The organism is Rhizobium sp. 05N49 (assembly GCF_056396805.1).
The window spans coordinates 1-24,275 of record NZ_JBFTME010000029.1 but is presented as its reverse complement, the minus strand read 5'-3'; the positions used below and the strand labels follow the sequence as shown (position 1 = coordinate 24,275).

General features: G+C 60.1%; 23 protein-coding genes. 7 read left to right on the top strand and 16 right to left on the bottom strand.

Translation table 11 applies throughout. The features are described 5' to 3' along the window. Positions 1-12: 12 nt before the first annotated feature. Both AC1DF8_RS33065 and olsE read right to left on the bottom strand, forming a co-directional pair. Positions 13-1,056, bottom strand: coding sequence for a substrate-binding domain-containing protein (locus tag AC1DF8_RS33065; RefSeq protein WP_112547486.1), 1,044 nt, complete (start codon positions 1,054-1,056; stop codon positions 13-15). Between the two features lie 82 nt (positions 1,057-1,138). Continuing rightward, positions 1,139-2,056 (bottom strand): ornithine lipid hydroxylase OlsE, encoded by a 918-nt coding sequence (olsE, locus tag AC1DF8_RS33060; protein ID WP_478156904.1) that lies wholly within the window; start codon positions 2,054-2,056, stop codon positions 1,139-1,141. Between the two features lie 407 nt (positions 2,057-2,463). Here olsE and AC1DF8_RS33055 point away from each other — a divergent pair, with 407 nt between their 5' ends. From AC1DF8_RS33055 to AC1DF8_RS33045, 3 genes are all read left to right on the top strand, one after another. Beyond that, on the top strand, positions 2,464-3,201 hold the full coding sequence (locus AC1DF8_RS33055) for a dienelactone hydrolase family protein (RefSeq protein WP_183879417.1): 738 nt from the start codon (positions 2,464-2,466) through the stop codon (positions 3,199-3,201). 245 nt (positions 3,202-3,446) lie between these two features. Then, on the top strand, positions 3,447-3,800 hold the full coding sequence (locus AC1DF8_RS33050; RefSeq protein ID WP_409564379.1) for a hypothetical protein: 354 nt from the start codon (positions 3,447-3,449) through the stop codon (positions 3,798-3,800). A 108-nt stretch (positions 3,801-3,908) separates the two neighbouring features. Continuing rightward, a complete protein-coding gene (locus AC1DF8_RS33045) occupies positions 3,909-4,886 on the top strand; it encodes a L,D-transpeptidase family protein (RefSeq protein WP_478156901.1) in 978 nt (325 codons plus the stop codon). A 117-nt stretch (positions 4,887-5,003) separates the two neighbouring features. On the opposite strand, the gene AC1DF8_RS33040 is transcribed toward AC1DF8_RS33045, so the two are convergent. Further along, on the bottom strand, positions 5,004-5,621 hold the full coding sequence (locus AC1DF8_RS33040) for a TetR/AcrR family transcriptional regulator (RefSeq protein WP_478156899.1): 618 nt from the start codon (positions 5,619-5,621) through the stop codon (positions 5,004-5,006). A 119-nt stretch (positions 5,622-5,740) separates the two neighbouring features. Between AC1DF8_RS33040 and AC1DF8_RS33035 the strand changes: the two genes are divergently transcribed. Further along, positions 5,741-6,484, top strand: a complete 744-nt coding sequence (locus AC1DF8_RS33035) for an SDR family NAD(P)-dependent oxidoreductase (RefSeq protein WP_478156897.1) — start codon at positions 5,741-5,743, stop codon at positions 6,482-6,484. Positions 6,485-6,523: 39 nt separating this feature from the next. On the opposite strand, the gene AC1DF8_RS33030 is transcribed toward AC1DF8_RS33035, so the two are convergent. From AC1DF8_RS33030 to AC1DF8_RS33000, 7 genes are all read right to left on the bottom strand, one after another. Continuing rightward, positions 6,524-8,467, bottom strand: coding sequence for a polysaccharide biosynthesis protein (locus AC1DF8_RS33030; protein ID WP_113016287.1), 1,944 nt, complete (start codon positions 8,465-8,467; stop codon positions 6,524-6,526). A gap of 164 nt (positions 8,468-8,631) precedes the next feature. Next, entirely contained in the window at positions 8,632-9,192 is a 561-nt protein-coding gene (locus AC1DF8_RS33025) for a sugar transferase (RefSeq protein ID WP_112972275.1), read from the bottom strand. 371 nt (positions 9,193-9,563) lie between these two features. After that, positions 9,564-10,775, bottom strand: a complete 1,212-nt coding sequence (repC, locus tag AC1DF8_RS33020) for a plasmid replication protein RepC (protein WP_478156895.1) — start codon at positions 10,773-10,775, stop codon at positions 9,564-9,566. A gap of 207 nt (positions 10,776-10,982) precedes the next feature. Then, positions 10,983-11,975, bottom strand: a complete 993-nt coding sequence (gene repB, locus AC1DF8_RS33015) for a plasmid partitioning protein RepB (RefSeq protein WP_478156893.1) — start codon at positions 11,973-11,975, stop codon at positions 10,983-10,985. Between the two features lie 193 nt (positions 11,976-12,168). After that, entirely contained in the window at positions 12,169-13,389 is a 1,221-nt protein-coding gene (gene repA, locus AC1DF8_RS33010; RefSeq protein ID WP_112547497.1) for a plasmid partitioning protein RepA, read from the bottom strand. A gap of 728 nt (positions 13,390-14,117) precedes the next feature. Next, complete coding sequence (locus AC1DF8_RS33005; protein WP_478156891.1) at positions 14,118-15,395, bottom strand: L-fuconate dehydratase; 1,278 nt, start codon at positions 15,393-15,395, stop codon at positions 14,118-14,120. A gap of 60 nt (positions 15,396-15,455) precedes the next feature. After that, positions 15,456-16,190, bottom strand: a complete 735-nt coding sequence (locus AC1DF8_RS33000) for an SDR family oxidoreductase (protein ID WP_478156889.1) — start codon at positions 16,188-16,190, stop codon at positions 15,456-15,458. 368 nt (positions 16,191-16,558) lie between these two features. Here AC1DF8_RS33000 and AC1DF8_RS32995 point away from each other — a divergent pair, with 368 nt between their 5' ends. The 3 genes from AC1DF8_RS32995 to AC1DF8_RS32985 all read left to right on the top strand — a co-directional run bounded on the left by AC1DF8_RS32995 (position 16,559) and on the right by AC1DF8_RS32985 (position 18,874). Further along, positions 16,559-17,344 (top strand): IclR family transcriptional regulator, encoded by a 786-nt coding sequence (locus tag AC1DF8_RS32995; RefSeq protein ID WP_112547500.1) that lies wholly within the window; start codon positions 16,559-16,561, stop codon positions 17,342-17,344. 77 nt (positions 17,345-17,421) lie between these two features. Next, on the top strand, positions 17,422-18,246 hold the full coding sequence (locus tag AC1DF8_RS32990) for an amidohydrolase family protein (RefSeq protein ID WP_478156887.1): 825 nt from the start codon (positions 17,422-17,424) through the stop codon (positions 18,244-18,246). A 220-nt stretch (positions 18,247-18,466) separates the two neighbouring features. Then, complete coding sequence (locus AC1DF8_RS32985; RefSeq protein ID WP_112547502.1) at positions 18,467-18,874, top strand: helix-turn-helix domain-containing protein; 408 nt, start codon at positions 18,467-18,469, stop codon at positions 18,872-18,874. Positions 18,875-18,920: 46 nt separating this feature from the next. Here the strand turns inward: AC1DF8_RS32985 and AC1DF8_RS32980 are convergent, their stop codons facing one another. The 6 genes from AC1DF8_RS32980 to AC1DF8_RS32955 form a co-directional block, all read right to left on the bottom strand. After that, positions 18,921-19,187, bottom strand: coding sequence for a hypothetical protein (locus AC1DF8_RS32980; protein ID WP_112547503.1), 267 nt, complete (start codon positions 19,185-19,187; stop codon positions 18,921-18,923). Between the two features lie 58 nt (positions 19,188-19,245). After that, positions 19,246-19,992 (bottom strand): TfuA-like protein, encoded by a 747-nt coding sequence (locus AC1DF8_RS32975; protein WP_478156885.1) that lies wholly within the window; start codon positions 19,990-19,992, stop codon positions 19,246-19,248. Then, a complete protein-coding gene (locus AC1DF8_RS32970) occupies positions 19,989-21,251 on the bottom strand; it encodes a YcaO-like family protein (protein ID WP_478156883.1) in 1,263 nt (420 codons plus the stop codon). The genes AC1DF8_RS32975 and AC1DF8_RS32970 overlap by 4 nt, the downstream gene beginning before the upstream one ends. A gap of 13 nt (positions 21,252-21,264) precedes the next feature. Continuing rightward, the gene (locus AC1DF8_RS32965) at positions 21,265-21,408 is read right to left on the bottom strand and encodes a hypothetical protein (protein WP_183851368.1); all 144 of its coding nucleotides are present in this window, start codon (positions 21,406-21,408) and stop codon (positions 21,265-21,267) included. A gap of 102 nt (positions 21,409-21,510) precedes the next feature. Then, a complete protein-coding gene (locus tag AC1DF8_RS32960; RefSeq protein WP_478156881.1) occupies positions 21,511-23,466 on the bottom strand; it encodes a BTAD domain-containing putative transcriptional regulator in 1,956 nt (651 codons plus the stop codon). Between the two features lie 204 nt (positions 23,467-23,670). Further along, a partial coding sequence (locus AC1DF8_RS32955; protein ID WP_478156879.1) for a glycerol-3-phosphate dehydrogenase C-terminal domain-containing protein occupies positions 23,671-24,275 on the bottom strand: 605 nt, incomplete at its 5' end.

The window sequence follows — 24,275 nt, the reverse complement described above, 5'->3', positions numbered from 1 at the left end:
TGGGTCGCGGGCTCAAGCGGCCCGCGGTCTCGATCCGGAACCGTCGCAACCCATGAGGGGTGCGGCGGTTTCTTCTTTCTGGAGGTTCCGCACCGTGCCGCCGGGGCGCAAGGCATGCGACAATTCCAGGTGTCTCAACGGCGCGTTATTCTCGACGATATCGAGCAGCAGCGATGCCGCCGTCGCGCCCATGCTGAGATCCGGCATTTCGATCGAGGTCAGTGTCGGGTTGATGAGCTTGCCGATGGCGATGCCATCGAAGCCGGCAACCGAGATATCCTCGGGCACCCGCAGGCCCTCGCGATTGACGGCGCCGATGACGCCAAGCGCGATCAGGTCGTTCGAGCCGATAATCGCGGTCGGCGCGAATGCCCGCAGGGCCTGGCCGAGATCCATCTGGTCGTAACCGCTGACGAAGGGCACCTCTATGGCCTCGAGCGGGGAGACACCGGCCGCCGCCATCGTCTGCAGATAACCGCGGTAGCGCAGGAGCGCGCGGTCAGACGCCTTGAAGCTGCCCGAGACATAGAGGATGCGCCGGTGCCCCATGGAGAGAAGATGTTCGGTTAACCGGCAGCCGGCCGCATAATTGTTGACGGTGACGGCAGCCGGATATCGGGCCGTCGGGGAGCTGCCGAGCAGCACCGTTGGCGGCAGGTCCTGTGCCAGTGCCGGGCTCGTCTCGCCATTGCAAACCGTCAGGATCAACCCGGTCGGCCGCTCGCCGAGCAACCCTGCCACGGCATCGGCCTCCTGATCGGGATCGTAATTCGATTGCGCAATGAGGACGCTGTGGCCGGCGACCAGCATGCGGTTCTGGATGCCTGAGAGCGATGAGGCAAAGACCGGATTGGTGACGCTCGGCACCAGCACGCCGATAACAGGACGGCGGCCGCTGCGGGCCGAAGGCGCGGCCGCCCGATAACCGACTTCTGCCGCCGCACGGCGTACGCGAAGGGCGGCGGCCCGGCTGACGGGACCGCTGAGGTTCAGCACCCGGCTTGCCGTCGCCATGGAACATCCTGCCCTCAGCGCAACCTGTTTCAACGTCGTCATCGCCGTCCCGTCCGTTTCCGTCGAGGTTTGCAGGCTCTTACGGGCCGATTGTCATGAAATGATGACGGACCAAGGCCGGGTCTCAACCCCGCTTGGGCTTAAGGCCGAGGATTTGCCGCACGCCGTCCTTGGTGAAGGGCTGTGTCAGTTGGCTGACGAAGCCGGGAGCGATCTGGCCCTTGATGCCGATATCGGTCGAGGATGGGCGATCGGGATTGAAATAGGTGCCGAACAGCTGGTCGAACAGCACGACATTCTCGCCGTAATTGGTATTGCCTTCGCGCAGATCCTTCGAATGGTGCCAGYGGTGCAGCCGGGGCGTCGAGAAGACGAAATCGAAAAGGCCGGTCCGCATGTCGACGTTGCAATGGGTCAGGATGCCGATGAAGGCCGTGACCGCGCCGAGCCACCAGAAGACCTGCAGCGGGGCTCCGAGCAGGTAGAGCGGGATCTGGCTCAGTGCGATCTTGAACAGGGAATCGATGACGTGGAAACGGCCGGTATTGATGACCCAGAGGCGGGTGACGCTGTGGTGCAGGGCATGGAAGCGCCAGAAGAACAGCCGTTCATGAGCGATGCGGTGCGCCCAGTATAGACCGAACTCGGCAATGACGACGGCGAGGGTCGCCTGGAAGAGCATAGGCCAGGATGACGGCCAGAGACTGAACTGCATGGCGGCAAGCGGCTGCAGCAGGCCGGCGGCGAGCATCGGAAAGATCGCCGCCGCGAGTGCTGCCAGTTGCACCAGTCCCTTGGTCAGAACCGTATGGGCGATATCGTTGGCCGTTTCGCCATCCGCCTGCAGCCAGCGCTGCTCGTAGGGAATGGTGCGTTCGAGCAGGAAGAGAAGCAGGACTTCTCCCGCATAGACCGCCGCAAAGCCAAGCATCGGCCGGTCGCCGGCGAAGGCAAAATAGGCGCCCGTCAGGCCGGAGAAAAACACCAGCGGCCAGGACAGGTAGGCAAGAACATATCTTCCGGCTGCGGCTGCTTTCGCCATCGATGTCATATCCCCTCAAGAGCTCGCCGGGTTTCGAGCCAATCGCGCAATCCTGCCCGGATAGCCGGCGACTGTCGCAGCCCGGACCGATCCGGGAACGCCCTCGACCCGGTCCCCGCCACTCATGCCATCGATCCGGACAATCGGCAATCGCCTGGGACCGTCGTCGCGCTGAACGATGCCGCCAAAGTGTGGATGGACGATTGCAGGGGCATTGCAGCGATCCGGCGATTTCGACTGACCGCACGGCAGTCGCCGGAAGGCGCGGGATCCGCGCAACGAAAATCCCTGCCCGTGTATCGGCAGGTTTCAATCCACGCATTCGTGTCTTGAGACTGTTGCCGGCCTTTGCCAGATTGGCGGCAGCGGCTTGCGGGCTGCTTCTATAAAATCAAAGGAATTGGCCCATGAAACGCGGTATTGAAATCACAACGGCTGACGGCATTGCCAGGGCGTCAGTTTTCCGTCCCGAAGGCAGCGAGGGCAAGCTCCTGCCTGGTGTTCTCTACTATATGGACGCGCTCGGGCCGCGCGAGGCCATCGATATCATGGGCGAACGCCTGGCGAATGCCGGCTATGTCGTGCTTGCTCCCGATCTCTTCTACCGTTTCGGCTCCTACGGCCCCTTCGACGGCTCCTCCTTCGGTAATGAGACCGCGCGTGCCGAGATCATGAAGATGATCCGCGAGACGACGCAGGAGATGACGAGGCGCGACAGCGCAGCCTTCCTCGACGCGCTGGAGGCCGAAGGCGTTTCCGGTCCGGTCGGTGCCGTCGGTTATTGCATGGGCGGCGGCCGGGCGCTGACGGCAGCGGCCACTTATGCCGACAGGATCGCGGCTGCCGCAAGCTTCCACGGCGGCAATCTCGCAAGCGAGGCGCCTGACAGCCCGCATCGCCTTGCCAGTGGCATCAAGGCACGCGTCTATGTCGGCGTTGCCGGCGTCGATGGCAGCTTCCCGCCTGAACAATCCGCGCGGCTTGCCGAGGCGCTCCGCACCGGCGGCGTCGACCACATCATCGAGAATTATATCGGCATGTCGCATGGCTGGACGGTTCCCGATCGCGGCGAGACCTACAGCGAAAAGGGCTCCGAGCGACACTGGAAGCGCCTGCTCGAGCTTTTTTCGGAAACGCTCGGCTGAGATCGGCGAACGCGACCCACCCGGTCTCGGGCGGGTCCTTGATCATTGCGACCTGCCATTGAGTATCCAGGCTTTGCTGGCGTGAAACCGTGATCATGCGCACCGTTATACACAGGCGGGAAGGCGACATTAACCCATTGGGCTTGCACGGCAAATTATCTCGCCGCGTGGCGACAGCGTCCTTGGCCATCAGTTTGCCATGATGCGCCCTACCCTCGCACGCGTTTGCCCCAACGAGAATTGGATTGATGATCAACTTCACGAAATCTGCCATCGGCATTCTGCTTGCCCTTGGCACCGCAGCCTCCACCTCGAGCATCGCGTCGGCGCAGTATTACGACGGTTATGACAGAGGCCCGCCACCGCGCTACGAGTCTGACAGGGATTGGGGCCGGCCTCATTCGCCGCCCGGTTGGGGTCGTCCGCCGCGCGGTGGCTGCGATCCCCGATGGGCAGAGGACAAGGCGCGTGATTTCGGCTTCCGCCGCGCTCGCGTCGTCGACGTCACGCCACGGCGCGTGATCGTTCAGGGCTGGACGCGTCGAGGTCCCGACGAGATCAGCTTTGCCAACGTTCGCGGCTGCCCGGCGCTGCGATAACGGCTTCCGGCCGATATGAGATGCCCTCGGTCGTAAGACCTGACCGAGGGCGTTTCATGTTACTACAGAGACTCAAGGAACTTTTTTGTCCGCCGTCGTTTAAACAGCATGATAAAATCCATGCTCCTATTCGGCTTCATATCGCTTTCAATCTTCGGTGTCGGCAACGCCCAGCAATTTGCGGCCGAGACCATCAATAACGCGTCGATTGATGACATCTCCCCAGCCCCGCCGAGCGCACGATCGCCATCGCCGGATCCGGCCGTCATCCATCTTCAGGTTCTGCTTGATCGAGCCGGTTCGTCGCCTGGGGTGATCGACGGCTTCTACGGCGACAACGTCGTGAAAGCGATTGCCGGCTTCGAGATCATGCAGCGACTTCCCGTCGACGGGAAACCCGACCCGCAGATGCTCGCCCGGCTCCAGGACGACCGGAAGGTTATCGGACCCTACGTAATCGCACAGGATGATGCCGCCGATCTCGTCGAGGACATTCCGAAAGATTATGCCAAACAAGCCAGGATGACACATCTCGGCTACACGAGCGTCGCCGAGCGGCTGTCGGAGCGCTTCCACATGGATATCGACCTGCTCAAGACACTGAACCCCGGCGCTCAGTTCGTCCCGGGCGAAACAGTCTCGGTCGCATTCATCGGTGCGCCGAGAACGGGGAAGGTCAAGCGTATCGAGGCTCACAGGAAAAGCGGTGAGGTGCTGGCCTTTGCCGGCGACGGATCCGTTCTTGCAGTCTACCCGGCGACGATCGGCAGCGACGACAACCCTTCACCCGCGGGTCGGCACAAGATAAACGGCGTCGCTCGCGAGCCCAAATATACCTATAATCCCAAAGTGAATTTCCAGCAGGGTCATAACAGGAAGCTCCTGCAATTGCCGAGTGGCCCCAACAATCCGGTCGGGACGGTCTGGATCGACCTCTCCGAGCCGACCTACGGCATCCACGGATCGCCGGAGCCATCCTTGATCGACAAGGCCGGTTCGCACGGTTGTGTGCGGCTGACGAATTGGGATGTCGAGGAACTTGCCGGCATGGTGAAGCCCGGCGTCATCGTCGATTTCGTCGACTGAGCGGTCTTCTGACCGAACGGGAGGCACGGATCCATGCACCTTTCGACGGGATCCCTGATCTGCGGATGTCGGCCCGCTGCTATCCCGCGCGGTGACGCGACGATTGGATGCAGCAGTTCAGCCGCGGCGATGATCGCGGATCATGCCTTCAAGAGCTGGATTGCCGCTGCGAGCGACAGCCATCAGCGCCGCCTCCCCGCCGCCGTCACGGGCAAGCAGTGACATGCCGTTCTGCAGCGTCGCGAAGAAGACGGCAGCGGCCTCGCAGTCGAAGGTGTCGTTCAATTCCCCCTCACTGACGGCGCGCTCGAATCTTTTCATGAGCTGGCTAATATTTTCCGCACGGCGCTGCCTGAGATCCTCGCCGATTGCCTCGATTTCGCTGGCAGCCGGATTGGAACCGAGCACGATCATGCAACCGGCCGGCTGATCGGAGCGGCTATAGGCGCGGGCAGTATTGACGAGGAAGCCTTCGATCGCTGCGGCAATCGTCTGCCCATCTTCGAGCGCTTTCCAGATCTCGTTGTTGACCGTCGCCTGATAGAGATCGAGCGCTTCGGTAAACAGTGCTTCCTTTGAGCCGAAGGCGGCATAAAGGCTCGGAGGTGCGATTCCCATGGTCTGGGTGAGATCGCTCATCGAGGTCTCTTCAAAACCCTTTTGCCAGAACAGATGCATGGCGCGCGACAGCGCCTGCTGCCGGTCGAAGCTTCTCGGGCGTCCGCGTTCGTTCATCTCAGGTTTGCCTCGCGCAATCGGGATTCTAATTCTGTATCGCTCAATACATAAATCGCTTGACGAAAGGATACAATCGCAGCATGAATTCTGTATCAATCGTTACAGAAAGGAATATCATGTCTATCCTTGACGGAAAGGTGGCTCTCGTGACTGGCGGCAGCCGCGGTATCGGCGCTGCAATCGTCAGACGGCTCGCGGCCGATGGCGCGAAGGTCGCACTGACCTATGTGAATGGAGACGAAGCGGCCGCCAATGTCGTCAAGGCGATAGAGGCCGAGGGCGGAACGGCGCTTGCTCTAAAGGCCGATGCGTCCGACGCGGCCGATGTCGAGGCAGCTATTGCGACGGTTGCGCAAACCTTCGGCCGCATCGATATCCTCGTCAACAATGCCGGAATTTTCCACGCGGGGCCGATAGAAACGCTGTCGCTCAGCGATTTCGATGCGACGTTCTCGATCAATGTCCGCTCGGCTTTCGTCGCTTCCAGGGCGGCCCTTGCCGTCATGCCGGATGGCGGTCGCATTATTTCGATCGGCAGCAATCTTGCTGTACGCGCCACCTCTCCGGGACTCAGCCTCTATACGGCGAGCAAAGCGGCGATCGCAGGCCTGTCGCAGGCGCTCGCCCGTGAACTCGGCCCACGCCGCATCACAGTCAATGCCGTGCATCCCGGCTCGACGAATACGGACATGAACCCGGCAGACGGACCGCATGCGCGTGCGCAGAAGGGTCTGATGTCCAATCCGGCGGGCTTTGCCGAGCCCGGCGAGATCGCCGATGTCGTCGCCTATCTCGCTTCACCAGCTGCCCGCTCGGTCACGGGTGCGGCCTGGACGATAGACAACGGGGCGAATGCCTGAAACTGGAAGAGAAGAGGCCCGGCACAAACCGGGCTTCGATCATGCCGCCGTATTGGCCTCGGCTGCGCTGAGCGCAAGATCGGTCACCTCGCCGGTCGAGGCATAACCGGAGACGAGTTCGGCGAGCATCAGCCGGGCGGCAGGTATGTCGTTACGATCGAGAGCCGCATCGAGAACCTTCAGACGTTTGGAAAGCTCCGGCCAGAAGAGAAAATCCTCGCGCGCCTTCATGATGCGCGGATGCTGCGTCGTCTCGGGATTATCGCCGATCAGCAGTTCCTCGTAGAGCTTCTCGCCGGGCCTGAGACCCGTGACCGAGAGCTCGATATCGCCTTCGGGATTATCGTCGCTGCGCACTGTCAGACCCGAAAGATCGATCATCCGGCGCGCCAGATCGGCAATGCGCACCGGCTCACCCATATCGAGCAGGAAAACATCACCGCCGTCGGCCATGGCGCCGGCCTGGATGACGAGCTGCGATGCCTCCGAGATCGTCATGAAGTAGCGGGTGATATCAGGATGGGTCAGCGTCACCGGCCCGCCATCTTTGATCTGCTGGCGAAACAGCGGCACGACGGACCCTGAGGAACCCAGCACATTGCCGAAGCGCACCATGGAGAAATTGGTGTGCGTGGCGGACTGCCTTTCGGCCGACAGCGCCTGCAGCACCATTTCGGCAAGCCGCTTGCTGGCGCCCATCACATTGGTCGGGCGGACCGCCTTGTCGGTGCTGATCAGCACGAAATTCGATACGCCGTATTTCTCCGCTGCCTGTGCGGTGATCAGCGTGCCCATGACATTGTTCTTGATGCCTTCGACGGCATTTTGCTCGACAAGCGGCACGTGCTTGTAAGCGGCGGCATGATAGAGCGCCTGCGGACACCAGCTCATGATGATGTGCTCCATGCGGTCGCGGTCGCGCACCGAACAGAGGATCGGGACGATCTGCACCTTCTGCTGGTCGTACAGCTCCGAAAGCTTCTGCAGCTCGCCATGGATCGCATATAGGGCGTATTCGTTCTGCTCGACGAGGATGAGATGCGTCGGGCCACTGCGCAGGATCTGACGGCAGAGCTCGCTGCCGATAGAGCCGCCCGCGCCCGTCACCATCACGACCTTGCCGAGCGTTGCCTTGTCGAGCAGCTCCTGGCGTGGCGCCACCGCCTCGCGTCCGAGCAGGTCCTCGATTTCGAGTTCGCGAATGTCGGAAACGGCGATGCGGCCCTGCGCAAGTGCGGTCAGATCCGGCAGCGTGCGAACATTCACTCGCGCCTTGCGGATCTGTTCGAGGATCTCGTTGCGGCGTTGGCGCGAGGCCGAGGGCAGAGCCAGAAGCACGTTATGGATATTAAGTGTCTGGACGAGCTCTTGCAGATCCGAGGGATCATAGATCGGCAGGCCGCCCATGATGCCGTTTCTGAGCTTCGGATCGTCATCGAGATAACCGACGACATTGAGCTCGGCATTGTTGGTCAGTGCGGCGGCAAGCTGGCGGCCGGAACTGCCAGCACCATAAATCAAGACCTTGGCGAGCGTATTCTTGTGCAGGATGCGCTGATAGGTATCGCCCAGCCAATAGCGGATGCCGAGGCGCGACAGGCCGATTGCGATCAGCAACAGGAGCGGCTGCAGGATGCCGACCGTGCGTGGAATGCCGGGAACGCTGAGCGCGGTGAAGATGCTCGCGAAGGCGACGCCATAGATCGCGATCGCCTTCAGCACCGCCAGAAATGCAGCAATGCCGGCATAACGGAAGATCGCCCGATACATGCCCATGACGATGAAGATCGGCAGCGCCAGGCATAGCGAAACGAGAACCGCAAGCCATTGTACGCCGGTCAGCACTGTCCATTCATTCAGGCGGAAACAATAGGCAAGCCAGATGGTCAGAATACAGAAGCTGGAATCGACGATCAGCGCAAGAATACGCTTTGCCGGACGCGGCATTGCCAGGAGCGGCCCCACCAGTGCCTGCATCGACATCCAGGACTGGCTGGTCTTTGATCCGTCGTTTGAAGGATCACCATGCATGTTTATACTGCCCATTCATCTTCCAGCCTGACTTCTTCTTGTCCTTTTCGATCTCAAGTGCAACCGAATAATCGGTGGTCGCGCACGCAATCTGTTTATAACCTTAGGTCGTAGCCTCAATGCGTTATGCCCTTGCTGCCCAATACCTTGCCGACGGTCATTGCCAGGATGCGCATGTCCATGAAGAAGGAGCGGCGCTGCAGATAATCAACATCGAACTTTACCTTTTCGGGGATCGGCAGTTCGTCACGGCCATTGACCTGTGCCCAGCCCGTCAGCCCCGGCAGCAGCGCATCGACACCTTCTGCCGTGCGCAGCGCGATTAGGTCGTCCTGGTTATAAAGCGCCGGACGCGGGCCGACGAAGCTCATGTCGCCCTTCAGGATACACCAGAGCTGCGGCAGTTCGTCGAGGCTCGACTTGCGCAGGAATCCTCCGATCGGCGTCAGATAGCGGGAGGGGTCGTCGAGCAGATGCGTGGCGACCGTCGGCGTATCGATCCGCATGCTGCGGAATTTCGGCATCCGGAAGATCTCGTTGCGGCGCCCCACGCGGTTCGACCAGTAAAGTGCCGGTCCCGCAGATGTCATGCGTACGCAAAGCGCCACGACCGCGATCGGAATGATCAGGATCAGGGACGCCACCATCGCCAGGAAAAGATCGACTGCCCGCTTCAAGTCCGTCCTCGCTCTTTGCACACTGTTCCGGCCTCCAACTGCCCGCCTTGCCCTATCGTCTCCAGCCAATTCACGTCAACGATCCTTTCCGGCCTCAGAACGTTTACTCGTTGTTTCTCAGATATTTGCGGCAATCACGTCACCGCCTACCGAAACGCTTCTTAATCTAAGCTATTGATACGAGATGTCTTTCATCTCATTGCGGAAGTTAATTCAGCAATCATTTCCGATACCTGTTTGCCCTCCGAAGAACGACGTGTCCTACAGCCAGTCCAGTGATAGTGCCTAAAATACGTATTGCAGTCTTATCGAGATCATCTCCATGCCAATGAGCGGTCCACGGTGGACATCGCCCGGTTACTCGAAAGCATTCAAGCCCTCCGTGCAACCGGACTATTCTGCCGTACCAGCGCCATCAGCATTGGGCCAAGCGAGAACTCCCCTCGTGCTCCCTTGCGGGTGAGGTCACGGAGATAACCGCCTGGCGAGTTGATATGGTTTGCTCGTTCCAGCATGCAGGCAATAACGACAGCGGCATTTTCTCGGCCGAGGCTTTCGCAAGCCGCCTGATAGGTCTCTGACGTGATGCCCAGCATAGACCGTACGGTGACGGCAGCGGTCACGAAATCTCGCCAGCCCCTGATCGATCCTCCCTGAGCGTAATCGCCGATTTGCGGGCAAGCCTGCAGAATGAGGGCAAGAGGAAATATTTTCTGAGGTCCGTTTGGCTGAACCATCCCGGTCGTAACCCGCAGTGTTTCCGCTTGCGCCGTCGGTAAGGATTCTAATTCAAGAGAGTCTATATCTGAATTCTGTATGTGCGGTTCGTTTTGGACCACACTGGCGCTCACTTTTTTGAAATTATCGAAGTTCGTCAACAGATTGACGATGTCGGTGCGAAGGGTTTCGAGATTCAGGCGAACGCTGTCGAGATCGGAAGCCGATGCGTTGCGGGGAAGGTATGCGAGGTGATGTGCATAGGCAGCCTCGATGTCGTCCCAATTGCCGGGAACACGGTCCTTGATTGCGGCATCAATCAGTTTGCGGACATCGCGGCGGCAGATCGTTAGCCGCTCGCGCGCGCGCCGGAGTGCCATCCGGTCGGCTTCGATCCTTTGAGCCATGGCAGCCAGTTCTTCGCTGCGGGCAAGAAGCGGCGCCAGGCTGAAGCCATAGGCATCCTCAAGTTCACCGGATGTTTTCCGGCGGGCAAAACGTTTCCCATTGGCGCTGTCCTTGCGGATGATCAGGCCGGCGTCGACAAGAGCCGCCAGATGGCGACGCAGCGTGGTGACTGCAATGCCGTGTGCCCGCACGATCAGCTGTCGGTTGGATGGAAAGACGACCATGCTCGCCTCACCGGAGAGATGGTTCTCGGGATAGAAGGAGAGAAGTGCATTCAGCACAGCGAGTGTGCGGTCGGAAATGTCGAGCAGCGGACGTGCTTCGCAGACGTCGCGAAACACCTTCCACTTGTCGACGGATTTATCTGGTTTAATTGATTCGGCCTGAAGCTGACCTCTCATCAAGGCAAGCGACATTGGCCGCCGCCCGAAAGGCGTCGTCACAAATCCCGTATCCATTGTGGTTCACCTTATACAAAGGCAAATCATCAGCGCCCGCCAAAACGGCGTTCAAAAACCTTGACAGCGATTCCGGGAAGTGCGATTCTCTAGGTGCTAAACGAGAGAAGAGGGCTTCCGGATGTTTTGTTCGGGGGCCTTTTTCTTTGCCTATTGGCTCCTTTTCCTAACAGTCAAATCCTCGTCAGCGGCTTAGCCTGCCAACAGTTATCGTTGTGACCTGACGGCGCCGAACTCTTCGAAGAGCTCATCCAGCCGGGTTGTGAGATAATCGGCAAATTCAGGCACCATGCGCTCATCGAACGTGATGCGCGTCTTGTTGCCGGAGCGCTCGATTTGCGCTGCCCTCTGTCCTTGCCGCGTTTTCCAGATATCGCCCGCCGCCTTCTTCTGATCGCGCGCTGCCGTTTTCGACAACACACGTTGCAGACGCTGATCGCTGTCGAGATCGGCAAAGGCGTCGTCCTCGATGATCGACTCGACCTTCTTCGGTGACGAAGAGACGGCATCGACGAGAGCGAGCCATCGGGCACGACCCGCCTTTGGTGCCGGCCCGATTGCCAGGATCACGGTCTGCGGTACGCCGCGGGCGACCGAGATATAACGGCTGAGATCGGCCTTGTCGGTTGAAAGTGCCGCCATGATGACATCTCGGGGGTAGCCAGCCTCTTCCAGACGATAGGCAAACAGCGCCTTCTCGATGAAGGAGAGATCCTGGCGATCGAGATTTTCCTTACCTTGAGCAATGACCAGTTCGGTATCGCTCAAACCTTGAACGATCGCCTTGACCTTAAGGCCGAGCTTAGCAGCAGCCCGCAGTCGGCGACGGCCGTAGGCGATCTGGTAGCGTCCTTCCGTTTCAGGGTCAGGACGGACCAGGATCGGCACTTTCTGACCATGTTCGGAAATGCTTGTCACCAACGCATCGAAGTCGGCATCGCGCTCGACCGGGATACGATCGCTGATCGAGGAATTGGAAATATCCGAGGGATCTATTTCAAGAACGGAAAATCCCGAGGAAATCTGTGCCTGGAGACGGCCGGCGGCACGCGCCGCCTCCGTCATTTCCTGAAGCGATGCACCCATGGCCGAGACGGCACCGGTGCGCACTCGGTCCGGGTTCTTCTCGATGCCGGCCGAAGGCGCCGGCGTCTCGGTCTTGCGCATGAAGATCGAATTGACGGTATCGCGTCGGCTCATCAATTCTCTCCTTTCCAGTCAAATCCGGGCAGGCCGGAAAGACGCAGTTGGGAGCTCCCAATGCGCTCATCGGCTAACGACAGATGGAGGAATTTTTGCGAGATGCTCACAGTGGGGCAGCCATTGTTGGGAGCTCCCAACAGGTGGTGATTGCCAGTGAAGCCTGAGGAGTTGATATCGATCGCGGGAAACATCATGTGCGCCCCCATGCCTGCCGGATCAGCGTCTCGACTTCTCCGTTGACGGCATCGAGGGCTTCCATTGCGCGGTCATAGGTCGAGCGTGTCAGGTTCTCGCGGCCGATCTCATAGAGCGTCTGCTTGGTGAGACCGGCGTCGGAGACGGCCGCCGATTTCACCATCGCATTGATCATCACGTGATCGTCGAACAGATTGCGCAGAAGAGCCGCGACCTTCGTCTGCGGCGCATCCTGTGGTTCGTAGCGGGTGAGGAGATAACGAATGAAATCATAATTGAGCTCGCCGCCGGCTTCGCGCACGACGGAGAGAAGGTCATGCGTCATCAGCAGGAACTGGCTCATGGAAGCCACGTCCAGCATCTGCGGATGCACGGTGACGATCATCGAGGTTGCGGCGCAAAGGCCGCTCAGCGTCAGGTATCCGAGCTGCGGCGGGCAGTCGAGGACCACGACATCATAGTTCTCGCCAACATCGTCGAGCGCCTTGGCGACGCGCATGAAGAAGACGCCTTCGCCATCCCGGGAGCCGCGCATCAGCGCGCGTGGAGTCGTATGCTCGAACTCCATGAGTTCGAGATTGCCAGGGATCAGATCCAGGCCATCGAAATAGGTATTGCGCACCACCTCAGAGAGGGGACGCCGCTCCTCATCGTAGCGGATTGCCGCATAGAGTGTCTCGTTGGAACGGACATCCGTCTCGGGCATGACGCCGAGCATGGCCGACATGCTGGCCTGCGGGTCGAGATCGAGGGCGAGTACGCGGTAGCCCTGCAGCGCTAGATATTGCGCAAGATGCACCGAGGTCGTGGTCTTGCCCGATCCACCCTTGAAGTTGGTGACTGCGATGACCTGAAGATGTTCGTTCTCCCTGCGGCGCGGCAGGAAGTCATGCGCCTCACGCCCACGAGCGGAGGCGGCAAGCAGGGCGCGCAGTTCATTGAGTTGACGCAAGGAATAGAGGCGTCGGCCATTGCTGCCGACATCGGGCTGCGGGCCTTCGCCGGCAAGCGTCATCTTCCGCAAGGTCGAATCCGAAACACCGATCAGCTTGGCCGCCTCGCCGGAGGTAAAGCGGCGCAGTGTCTTGCTCGCAGTCGGCGGAAACAGGGCTTCGCTGATCGCCTGCAACTGCGAACTGATCGTCGACGCATGGGCACCGATCGTCTCATCGACGCTACGTTGAAGGGTCCGAGAAGTCCTTTGTGGCTTGCTCACGCTCTAATCTTTCATCACGGAAAAACACCAGAAACGGCTGTTTATCCGTGACGATTACCGATCGCAGCGATTCTGGCAAGGTACTCCGGCAGAACAAGGCTTCAGCGGCGGCGGTCACGATCACGAGTTTACGACAGAAGGATTACAATTTCCCCTGATATCTCCGTCAGTTAACAGAAATCCGATTCGCCCTGCAAAGCTGTGCCATCCTCACATCATTTTTGTGATCGATGCGGCAAAGCCGATGTTTTGATCCGGCAGATGGTCCCTGGCGCATCCCATTGAGAAGAATCAGCTATTATCGATTCCTAATCTTTGCCGGCAAAGGATCTGATGACGAAAGGGGCAAGGGCCTTATCGCCGCAATCCTCTGCGGCGTCGACGAAGGCGAAGGGCGCCTGTGTTTCGAAATCCGGAAGACGAGATCACGCCTGTCGGGAACGCGGATCTGATCGAAAGGCTGTCTGACACCTTTGTCGATGGCTGGGTGTACCCAAATCGAACAGGGGTGTGGCGGAATCAATCTGCTCATTTGATTCCGTTTCGATCAAAGATGTGAGAAAAAACAGCGCGTTAGGAACACGCGAAATACCCTGCCGAAGCACCCGAAGTGGGCTCTTTCAAGCCCATCCTCGTAGATCAATCTTATAAAGGATCCGGGATGTTTCCGCAATGACCGGCATGCTCTATCCCCAGCGGACAGCCGAGAAAACGTGATGCCGCCCGCCTTAGCCGCTGAATGTGTAGCCGGCAATCGAGGCCGGCTTCATCTCGATTGAGAAGCCGGGCCGGGTCGGCGGCATATAGGCCGCATCCTTGATGATGCAGGGATCGAGAAAATGTTCATGCAGATGGTCGACATATTCGATGACGCGGCCATCCTTGGTGCCTGACACCGCCACATAGTCAATCATGGACAAGTGTTGCACATATTCGCAGAGCCCGACACCGCCGGCGTGCGGCCAGACCGGCAGGCCGAATTTGGCGGCGACCAGCAGCACGGCCAGCACCTCGTTCAACCCGCCCATGCGGCAGGAATCGATCTGCACGATGTCGATCGCACCCTCGGCGATGAACTGCTTGAACATGATACGGTTCTGGCACATCTCGCCGGTCGCGACCTTCACCGGGGAAATGCCCTGGCGGATCTTGCGATGGCCGGCGACATCGTCGGGGCTTGTCGGCTCTTCGATGAAGAAGGGCTTGGCGAAGGAAAGCTGCTTGACCCAGTCGATCGCCTGGCCGACCTCCCAGACCTGGTTGGCGTCGATCATCAGGTAACGGTCCGGACCGATCACCTCGCGGGCAATCCTTAACCGGCGGATATCGTCCTCCAGATCGCGGCCGACCTTCATCTTGATATGGTTGAAACCGGCATCGATCGCCTCCTGGCAGAGCCGGCGCAGCTTCTCGTCCTCGTAGCCGAGCCAGCCGGCCGAGGTCGTGTAGCAGGCATAACCTTCTTTCTCGAGCGTCGCGATACGCGCAGCCTTGCCGGGCTCGGCTTGTCTGAGGATGGCGATGGCCTCGTCGCGCGTCAGCACGTCGGTGAGGTACCGGTAATCGACGATATCGGCGATCTCCTCCGCCGGCATTTCGGCAACGAGGCGCCAGACCGGTTTGCCGGCCTCCTTGGCAAGCAGATCCCAGACGGCGTTGACGATTGCGCCGGTTGCCAGATGGATCGCGCCCTTTTCAGGACCGATCCATCGAAGCTGGCTGTCGCTGGTCAGATGCCGCCAATATTTGCCGGGATGGGCCAGCACATCCGAAAGCTCGGTGCAGACGACCAGATGCCGCATCGCCTCGATCGCCGCGCAGCAGATATCGTTGCCGCGGCCGATGGTGAAAGTCAGGCCGTGGCCGGCAAGGCCGTGCTTGTCGGTTTCGAGGATCACATAGGCAGCGGAATAATCCGGATCCGGGTTCATCGCATCGGAACCATCGAGGCTTTGCGAGGTGGGAAAGCGAAGGTCGAAAACACGGAGGTCGGTGATGCGGGTCATGATATTCTTCCCTTTGGGGGCCAGCATCCTTCGTTCGAAAGATGCTGGCCATGCGAAAGCTCAGATCGTCCAGCCGCCGTCGATGGCGTAGGCCTGGCCGGAAGTATAGGTCGCACCGGCGAGATAAACGGCGAGACCGGCGATTTCCTCTGGCGTGCCGAGGCGCCCCATCGGTTGGCGGGCGATGAAGGCGGCGCGCGCAGCGTCGTAGTCGCCTTGAGCGCGCATGCGGTCCTGCAGCGAGGGGCTTTCCACCGTGCCGGGGCAGATGCAGTTGCACCGGATACCTTGCGTCACGTAGTCGGCGGCGACCGATTTGGTCAGCCCGATCACGGCGGCCTTGGTCACGCCATAGGCGAAGCGGTTCGGCACGCCCTTGATGCTCGAGGCGACCGAGGACATGTTGATGATGGAACCGTCCTTGCGTTCCAGCATGCCCGGCAGCACGGCACGGATGGTGCGGATCATCGCCTTGACGTTGAGATCGAAAGCAAATTCCAGATCGGTATCCGGCATCTCCAGCACCGAGCCGTTATGGACGACGCCTGCGCAGTTGAAGAGCACGTCGACAGCGCCGATCCCTGCCACCAGCGTCTTGACCGCATCCTCGTCGAGCACGTTCAGCTTATGGGTGGAGATATTGTTCTCTGCCGCCAGGGTCGCGAGTGCGTCGGTATTGATGTCGGTCGCATGCACCTTGGCGCCAGTTGCGGCAAAGGCAAGCGCCGTCGCGCGGCCGATGCCCTGACCGGCTGCGGTGATGAGAACGGTCTTGCCGGAAAGATTGCTTGTCATGTCATGGCCTCTCTGGGGATTTTCCCGCACTGGCGGTGATACTTGAAGTCGATCTCAAAAGGATTGGTCGGGAGAAAGGCCGCACCCGGTTGCGCGCGCTCTCAGGCGACGTCGCATCAGGCCGACGATCACGATATCCATGCGCTGCATGGCCTCCTCCCTCTCCCGTTATCTTATTTTTGTCTCGCCTTGGCGAGCCTTTCCGGGAACTGCAATCGTCCGGCGTAAGACCTACGCCGAACAACATCCTCACCCTTGATTTGTCTGTTTATAGACAAACAGACGATTGCCTCGTGGTCAAGAGCGAACTTTCTCTTTTCCGTCCGCCCGTCTGCGTATATGCAGAATGATATTCACAGGAGGGAAGAATGGAGACCGAAGAGTCAGATCGCTATCGCGCTCCGGCGCTCGACAAGGGTCTTGATATTCTCGAACTTCTGGCCGGCGTCGATAGCGGCCTGACGCAGGCGGAAATCGCCAAGCGGCTGGAGCGCAGCCCGAATGAATTCTACCGCATGCTCGACCGTCTCGTGAAGCGTGGTTACGTGACGCGGCTCGATGGTGACCGTTATTCTCTCACCCTGAAACTCTTCGGCCTGGCGCAGCTGCATGCGCCGGTGCGACGGCTCGCCTCTTATGCGACGCCGCTGATGCGCGATCTCGCCCAGCGCTCGCGCCAGGCGAACCATCTTGCCGTCTTTGATCGGGGTGCTGCCGTCGTCATCGCCCAGCAGGAGGCGCCGGACTATTGGGGCCTGTCGATCCGCGTCGGTTCCCACATCAGTCTCTTCGATACAGGGTCAGGCCATGTGCTGCTTGCCTTCCGCAGCGACGAAGAACGCGAGATGATGATTTCGGAACATGTGCGCAGCCGCAAAGACGCCGATCTCGGCGCGGAATTTTACGAGCGGCTGAACCAGATCCGCGAGCGCGGCTATGAGATGATGGCAAGTGCCCAGACGGCCGGTGTTTATAATCTCTCTGCACCGATCCTGGGGCCGGACGGGCGCGGCATTGCGGCGCTGACCTGCCCCTATATCGCGCTGGTGAACGCGCCGGCAGCGCCCGACATCACTCAGGCGATCGGCATGGTGCAGAAGACGGCCGCTGAACTCTCGGCGCTCGCCGGCGCAACGATTGCCGTGCAGGCTTAAGGCCGGCCGAATTTCTATTTGAACAATCCATTCACCAGGGATAGGTTGCTGCCAACCACTCTCTGGAGGAGAAGAGCGTGTTCATCGATACACATCTGCACGTCATCGACCGGTCGGCGCTGCATTATCCCTGGCTCGCGAATGTGCCTGCTCTCGACCGCGATTTTCTCTATGAGACCTATGCGACCGAGGCAAAGCGCTGCGGCATCACCAAGGTTCTGCACATGGAGGTGGATGTCGATCCGGTCATCATGCAGGCCGAAACCGACTATGTCAGCCGCCTCGGCGACCTGGTGGCCGGCGCGATCGTCTCCTGCCGGCCGGAAGAAGATGGTTTTGCCGCCTATCTGGAGCGACAGAAGGCCGATCCCTTCGTCAAGGGCTTCCGGCGTGTGCTGCATGTGGTGCCAGACGATGTTTCGGAAGCTGCACTCTTCCGCGAGAATGTCAGAAGGCTCTCGGGCACCGGGCTGACTTTCGACCTCTGCACGCTGCCGCATCAGGTCGGCAAGGTGGCGGCGCTCACCGATGCTGCGCCCGACGTCCAGTTCGTGCTCGACCATTGCGGCAATCCGGACATCAAGTCGAACGCCTTCGAGCCCTGGAGCCGGGGTATAATCGAAATCGCCCGCCGGCCAAATGTCGTCGCCAAGATTTCCGGCATCGTCACAAATGCCGATCCGGCGACTTGGACGGCGGAAAACCTGCGGCCCTATATCGAGCACGTCATATCAAGCTTCGGCTGGGATCGTGTGGTCTGGGGCAGCGACTGGCCGGTCTGCACGCTGGCAAACGGCCTTTCTACCTGGGTTGCGGCCATCCAGGCGGTATTGTCAGGCACTGCGGAAACGGAGCGTTCGAGGCTCCTGCACGGCAATGCGCAGCGGCTGTGGACGCTCTGAATTTCATCCGCGGCACGCCCTTCCAGAGTTCAATTCTGCCGGATTCTCGTATGAAGTGATCTGTCGCGACGTGCAATCCGTAGTGGCTCTCGGATGGCGCGATGTTTTGGCCCAACCTAAACTACATCCAAACAATTGCTAGGTTGAACTAACTCGGCTAAAAGTTGTTGTTGCGGGCCGTGTAAGTTGTCGGTCCGGTTTTCGCAGGAGGGAATATCAGATGAAAGAAGAACCGCATTCCGTGGACGTTCACGTCGGCAAGACGATCCGCATACAGCGACTGCTGAGAAAGGTTTCTCAGACGGAACTGGGCGATCGTGTTGGTGTGACCTTCCAGCAGATCCAGAAATACGAAAAGGGCTCCAACCGCGTTTCTGCCAGCATGCTCGTCGAAATCGCCGGCGCACTCAGCGTCGATGTCAGGACCTTTTTCGACGACCTGACGGCGCCTGCCGCCAACGCGAACGATAATCCCGCTCCGAGCGAAGAATTCGTCATTTCGCGTGAAGGCGTCCAGCTGAACGCTGCCTTTTTCTCGATCAAGAACGAGCAGCTTCGCAAGAAAATCCTCAAGCTCGTCCAGGCGATTGCCACGACCGAGCAAACGGACTTCGACGCTGCAGAATAGCACGTCGGACTGATTTTTTAGCGCTCTGTCGCACCCTTCATCAGGGCTAATGGCGATCGATCACGATCAGATTCTCGCCAGCGTCCTTCATCGCGATCTTGGCTTTGCTGCCGAGGAGTTTTTCGAGGTTCGCATCGAGTTCCCTATCCGGATCGATGCCGTCCCAATCGATGACGACTTGCAGCAGCGCCATGTTTGTCAGGTGCATGAGATTGCGCAGCTGAAGTTTTTCAGCTTCCTCCTTGGCTGCCGACAGCAGCCGGAAGAGTCTTGCGTATTCTCTGCCTGCACCTTGGTCCCTTTTTTCAAACATCGTTTCCGCCCTCGACAACAGTCATATCCCCACGCGAGATACCATGGGCTTGGAACCGTTATTCGAGCGTTACAGGCCGCATCTGCTGCGTGACTTCGGCTTGTAACAGCTCGAAATGCGAGGTAGTTGCAAAGCTCCAGTCACGTTTCGTTGACGCGAACTCTCCGTTTTGCAGCCATTCCAGCACGAGCCTTGCATCGGTCCGCTTGCGTTCGACGCGATTGGCGCGAATCACGGCCAGGATTTGTTCGCGCCGCGGTTTGCGGGCAAAGTGGGACTCTTCGACCACCTTGGCATAGGTGCGTTCGGAGAAATGCAGGAAACGCCCGGCAAGGAGCAGCTTCTTGCGCTCGCTGACGGTAATCTCTCCCTTCGCATGCAGGCCTTCAATCGTCGGCTCGAAATCGACCCAGGGAACGGAAAGCGGCAGCCAGCCGAGCTCCTGCGGCGCATGGACGAGCGCCACCGCCTCGTCGTCGAGCAGCACGCCGGATTCATAGTCTTCGAAGATCGAACCGATGCCGACCATCCCGAAGGCGGAGCACTCGGCAGCGCGCAACGCCCCCATGCTGGATCCGCCAGCAACGGCAACGCCATTTTCCAGCGCAAAGAGGATTTCCTTGTGCCACACGGATGGCAGATCGCCAAAATAGCCGTCGATCAGACCGATCGCCGTCGCCCCTTCATGGACGGCTTTCAGAATGTCGCCGCAGGCCGCCGGCGCGCGGAAATCGACATCAGGATGCTGCTTTCGAGCATCTGCAATCTCGCTCGCAAGGCTCGGACCGACGAAGAGGACCTTCATGCCGCAGCCTCCCTAATGACGTTGACGGCGCGCAGGCCAAGCTGGATATATTGGCCGCTGATATCGACCTCAAGGCCCGGCACAATGACGCGCACCACCGAAACCGGAAGGGTCGGATGCGGGAACGGCACGGCGATGATCTGGGTAATGCCGGCGGCCCTCAGCCGGCCGGCAATGTGGCGGATCGTATCCTGGATCGTCGCCGGGCGTTGCGGGCGTATCGGGAAGGGTTTCAGAGCCGCATCATCATTGCAGAGATCGACGACCTGGCGCATGCCGGCGCTGCGGTCGATCCGCTGGTAGATCTTCGGCGAGAAATCGTCACGGCTGCCGGCAATGGCCGTCAACCGGCTCTGTGCCGCCTCGGTAATGGCGCGAAGGGCAGCGCGCACCGGATCGGGATGGCAGCCGCAACCGCCGCAGACCTGCGCCCACCGGGCATCGACACGATCGGACAGGTTGCCGGGAATGATGACGGCGAGAAAGGCGGGAATGCCGATATCGGTGGTCATGTCGATCAGCAAGAGGCGCATGCCAGCCTGGCGGATACGATCGACCATTACGTCGATCACAGCATCGCCGAAGGCAAGCGGATCGACGCGGTTCTGTTTCAGCTGTTCGGGCGACTTGAGCTGGGTCAGCGCCCAGGCATCACGCTCGACGAGTTCGCATAGACCATGCAGCACGGCTTCCGCAGGCGTATTGCCAGAGGCGAGCCCATCGCTCGACTGTTCAAAGCCCGGCGGACGCTCGCCACGATGGTCGAGGCCGACAAGCCACCAGGGCACAAAAGCAGTGCTACCCGATAGAAGATCGAGGCCGGAGCACCAGGGGATCTGGCCATTGCCGATCTCTTCAGGCGCGCAACGCGCGACACTGTCGAGGTCGATGATCGTGGCCCGCTCGGCCCTCATGGTCTCGACGCTGGCAAGCGTCAGGTCGGCAGGGGCGATTTCGGCGATGCGGGTCTCGATCGCCTCCATAGCCGCCGAGGTCATCGCCGCTTCCTTGTCGATACCCTTGCCCTGGAAAACCGACAGCGTATGGCTGTTCGGCCTCGTGGCAAAGGCAACGGGAATATTCAGCACGTCAAGGCCTGTCAGCAGTCCGACGCGAGTGATGCCGAATTCGCGCAGATGCGGCTTGATCGCCGCAAAGGTCTGCGCCGGTGTCATCGACCGGTCGTGATAGCTGTTGACGCCTGCCGATGCTCTGTTGAGATCAGCGGCAAGCGTTTCGAGGTCGGCCAAAGCAGACATGCTGTTCAATTCCTTAGCGGAACCTCAGCGCATGCGTCAGGCTTTCAAGGCCGTTTGCCGAAACGGTCAGTTCGTCCTGCTTCACGGCTGCCTTGGCAGCTGCGGAGAAACGGAGTGCGGGGGCCTGGGCTGCAGCGTTGGTTTCAACGGTCTTCATGATCTCTCTCCAAATGATTGGGCGGCTTGCCGCCGTTAACCATTCGAAAAGAACATTGCCTGCGTCATTTAAGCGTTACAGGCTTCATTAAAAGGCGTTGTATCAGGGAAGGCCGGCGAGTTGCAGGCCTTTTATCAACGGATCCGTGAAGGCTGGATCGCGATCGGGGACAAAATGACGGATCTCTTCGCTGCGAAAATCAGGGAAGTTTTCCAAAACGACGCGGGCGTAGTTCTTGGCTTTTGTGGCATCGCCTGCCATGGCATGGGCCGCTGCAAGCAGGCGGGCCGTTGCCTGTTTTGCCTTCACCGGCTCCAGCGCATCGATCGCTTTTTCGTATTCTTCGCGCATGAAGTGGATGCCGCCGAGGTTCCAGTAATAGTAGTCCGGCGGCAGCGGGTTGAGCTTGAAGGCGGCGCGGCTGAGCTCGAGAGCCCGATCGAAATCGCCGTCATGGGAAAGCGCATCGGCGAAATCGGCCAGGATATCGGCATCGTTGGGATTGAGATCCTGGGCCTGCTGGAAGGAATCGAGGCTTTCTTCAAAACGGCGACGGTAGAGCGCCACGAAGCCGAGTTCACGGTAGGCCCGGCCGCTGTTCGGGTCGGTTTGCCGCGCCATCCTTGCTGCGCTGTAGGCTTCGTCCAGCAGGTCCCGGTCGCGCATCCCGCGGATCAGCCATTCCATGCCGAGCGCGCGTGACATGCCGGCATGAGCTGGCGAGAAATGTTCGTAACGGCTGAGCGACGACTTGAACCATTTGCGCGCCTGGCGCAGGTGCTGCAGGTCGGTCTGTGAAATCAGCCGCTTGCCTTCGAGATAGAGGCGATAGGCGGACGCCGGCACGTCGCCGAGCGGCATCGCCAGTTCGTAGCGCTCGATCGTATCGGCAAGCGTCATGACGATGCGCCGGGTCAGCTGGCTGAAGGCCTCGCTGATCTTCTGCATCGCAAAAGGAATTTCGACCGCCCAGAGCACTTCGGAGGTCGCCGTGCGCGTCAGCCGGCAGGTCGCGTAGACATCTTCGTCTCGGCTCTGGATCGTCACATAAACGGCATAGTCGAAGGAAAGGTCGAGGGGGCCGACGGTCGGGCGGGTCGGATCGAGCGCCCGGCTCAGCATTTCGAGACTCGTGTGAGCCGCAATCACCTTGAAGCCGCGCTGCTGGCTGAGCCCGATCGTCACATCTTCGAGCAGCGCCCGGCCGACACGTTCCATCAGCGGGTCGGTGAGGATGCTTTCGGGCGGCAGGATGACGATGCGCGGCTGGCCTGTCGGATCGATCAGCAATTCCGACACCGGACGCGGACGTTCCGCTGCCGCCGGCTGTGCCGCCGACAGGATCCCAAGTTCGCGGGCAAGGGCCGTGGTGGCTTCGTCCGGCTCGATATCGAAATCGTCTTTGAGCTGGCTGCGGCATCTCAGATAGGCCTGACGCGCCGCCGGCAGGTCGTTCATACGGGCATGAGCACGCATCAGTGCCCGGCACGCGATCTCGTTTGCCGGATCGAGTTCGATCAGGCGCTTCGCAAAAGCGATCTGCTCCTCGTCCGCGCGCTCGCCCTCATTTTCCAACAGGCGGGCAAGATGGGCCGAACGCGCCTCGTCGATGCGCTGGCGCTCGAAGGTCAACCAGTCCTCGGCACCCTGTGTCGGAGACTTGACGCTTTCAAGCAGTTCGCCGAGCAGGATACCGCTTTGACCCGGTTCCAGCATATCCTTCTGCTTGAGGATATTGAGGTCGATCTCCCAGCCGGGCGCAAGGCCGAGATGGGTGCGCGTGGCAGTGAGCAGCGGTGGCAGCCCCTCGGGAATGCTCTGCTCGATGCGCGACAGAAGTTGGCGGAGGCTGCCGGCCCGTTTTTCGGGAAGTTCGGATTGCCAGAGCTGGCACCGGATGGTTTCGCGATCGACCAGCGGTTCCGACGACAGCGCTAACATTGCCAGCAGGAAATAGGACTTTTCGGGCAAAGGAAGCTCGGTCCCGGCGGCCAGCAATCGCGGCCTGCCGAGCAGACATAATCTGTTCGCCTTCACTTCCCCGGTTGACCCGTCCATCACGGTTCTCACCTTCAAAAGCCGGAACGCCTGGAACGGACCGGCCGATTACCTGATGTTAGAGTGAATAGTGAGCAACTGGAAGCGCTTTTGCTTCGCTCGAGCAAGATTTTCATCGAATATTTACGCTCCGGCCGGTGTCTGGCTCGCAACAGACTTTACGAATACTGCATATGGACGTGAAATCCGCCCTATATCGGAACATCATCCCGCCATGCGCATCGGGGCTGCGACCATGTATTCGCCGAGTGCTGCTGCCCCCTCGGCGGAGAGATAAAGCCCCTTCTTGGTTCTCCGCCAGAGCACATCGTGGGCAGTGACGGCCCATTCATTGTCGATGAGGTAGCGGACCTCGGCCTCGTAGAGGTCGGATCCGAACAGCCGGCCGAGATCGTCGATCTTTGCGGCATTGCCGAGAAGCGTGGTGGCCTTCGTGCCGTAGCGGCGAATGAGACGTCGGGCATGAGCATCGGCCAGGAACGGATAACGGCTCTTGAGCTTGACGACCTCGCCCTCATAGCCCTGCACCGGAAAATCCCCGCCCGGCAGATGGCTGCCCGCCGTCCACGGCCTGCCCTTGACGCCGATCGCCTCGCCGATCTTCTCCAGCGCATGTTCCGACAGACGCCGGTAGGTGGTGAGCTTGCCGCCGAAGACATTGAGAAGCGGCGCCTCGCCCGCCTTGCCCTCGACCTTCAGCACGTAGTCACGCGTGGCCTCCTGCGCCTTCGAGGCGCCGTCGTCGAAGAGCGGACGTACCGCCGAATAGGTCCAGACGATATCCTCCGGCTTGACCGGCTCCTTGAAAT

Excerpts from the sequence above, each read along its gene's own strand:
- AC1DF8_RS33065 (WP_112547486.1), bottom strand. The coding sequence starts at position 1,056 with ATGACGACGTTGAAACAGGTTGCGCTGAGGGCAGGATGTTCCATGGCG.
- AC1DF8_RS33055 (WP_183879417.1), top strand. The coding sequence starts at position 2,464 with ATGAAACGCGGTATTGAAATCACAACGGCTGACGGCATTGCCAGGGCG.
- AC1DF8_RS33045 (WP_478156901.1), top strand. The coding sequence starts at position 3,909 with ATGATAAAATCCATGCTCCTATTCGGCTTCATATCGCTTTCAATCTTC.
- AC1DF8_RS33040 (WP_478156899.1), bottom strand. The coding sequence starts at position 5,621 with ATGAACGAACGCGGACGCCCGAGAAGCTTCGACCGGCAGCAGGCGCTG.
- AC1DF8_RS33035 (WP_478156897.1), top strand. The coding sequence starts at position 5,741 with ATGTCTATCCTTGACGGAAAGGTGGCTCTCGTGACTGGCGGCAGCCGC.
- AC1DF8_RS33030 (WP_113016287.1), bottom strand. The coding sequence starts at position 8,467 with ATGTCGATGCAGGCACTGGTGGGGCCGCTCCTGGCAATGCCGCGTCCG.
- repC (WP_478156895.1), bottom strand. The coding sequence starts at position 10,775 with ATGGATACGGGATTTGTGACGACGCCTTTCGGGCGGCGGCCAATGTCG.
- repB (WP_478156893.1), bottom strand. The coding sequence starts at position 11,975 with ATGAGCCGACGCGATACCGTCAATTCGATCTTCATGCGCAAGACCGAG.
- AC1DF8_RS33005 (WP_478156891.1), bottom strand. The coding sequence starts at position 15,395 with ATGACCCGCATCACCGACCTCCGTGTTTTCGACCTTCGCTTTCCCACC.
- AC1DF8_RS33000 (WP_478156889.1), bottom strand. The coding sequence starts at position 16,190 with ATGACAAGCAATCTTTCCGGCAAGACCGTTCTCATCACCGCAGCCGGT.
- AC1DF8_RS32995 (WP_112547500.1), top strand. The coding sequence starts at position 16,559 with ATGGAGACCGAAGAGTCAGATCGCTATCGCGCTCCGGCGCTCGACAAG.
- AC1DF8_RS32985 (WP_112547502.1), top strand. The coding sequence starts at position 18,467 with ATGAAAGAAGAACCGCATTCCGTGGACGTTCACGTCGGCAAGACGATC.
- AC1DF8_RS32980 (WP_112547503.1), bottom strand. The coding sequence starts at position 19,187 with ATGTTTGAAAAAAGGGACCAAGGTGCAGGCAGAGAATACGCAAGACTC.
- AC1DF8_RS32975 (WP_478156885.1), bottom strand. The coding sequence starts at position 19,992 with ATGAAGGTCCTCTTCGTCGGTCCGAGCCTTGCGAGCGAGATTGCAGAT.
- AC1DF8_RS32970 (WP_478156883.1), bottom strand. The coding sequence starts at position 21,251 with ATGTCTGCTTTGGCCGACCTCGAAACGCTTGCCGCTGATCTCAACAGA.
- AC1DF8_RS32965 (WP_183851368.1), bottom strand. The coding sequence starts at position 21,408 with ATGAAGACCGTTGAAACCAACGCTGCAGCCCAGGCCCCCGCACTCCGT.
- AC1DF8_RS32960 (WP_478156881.1), bottom strand. The coding sequence starts at position 23,466 with ATGGACGGGTCAACCGGGGAAGTGAAGGCGAACAGATTATGTCTGCTC.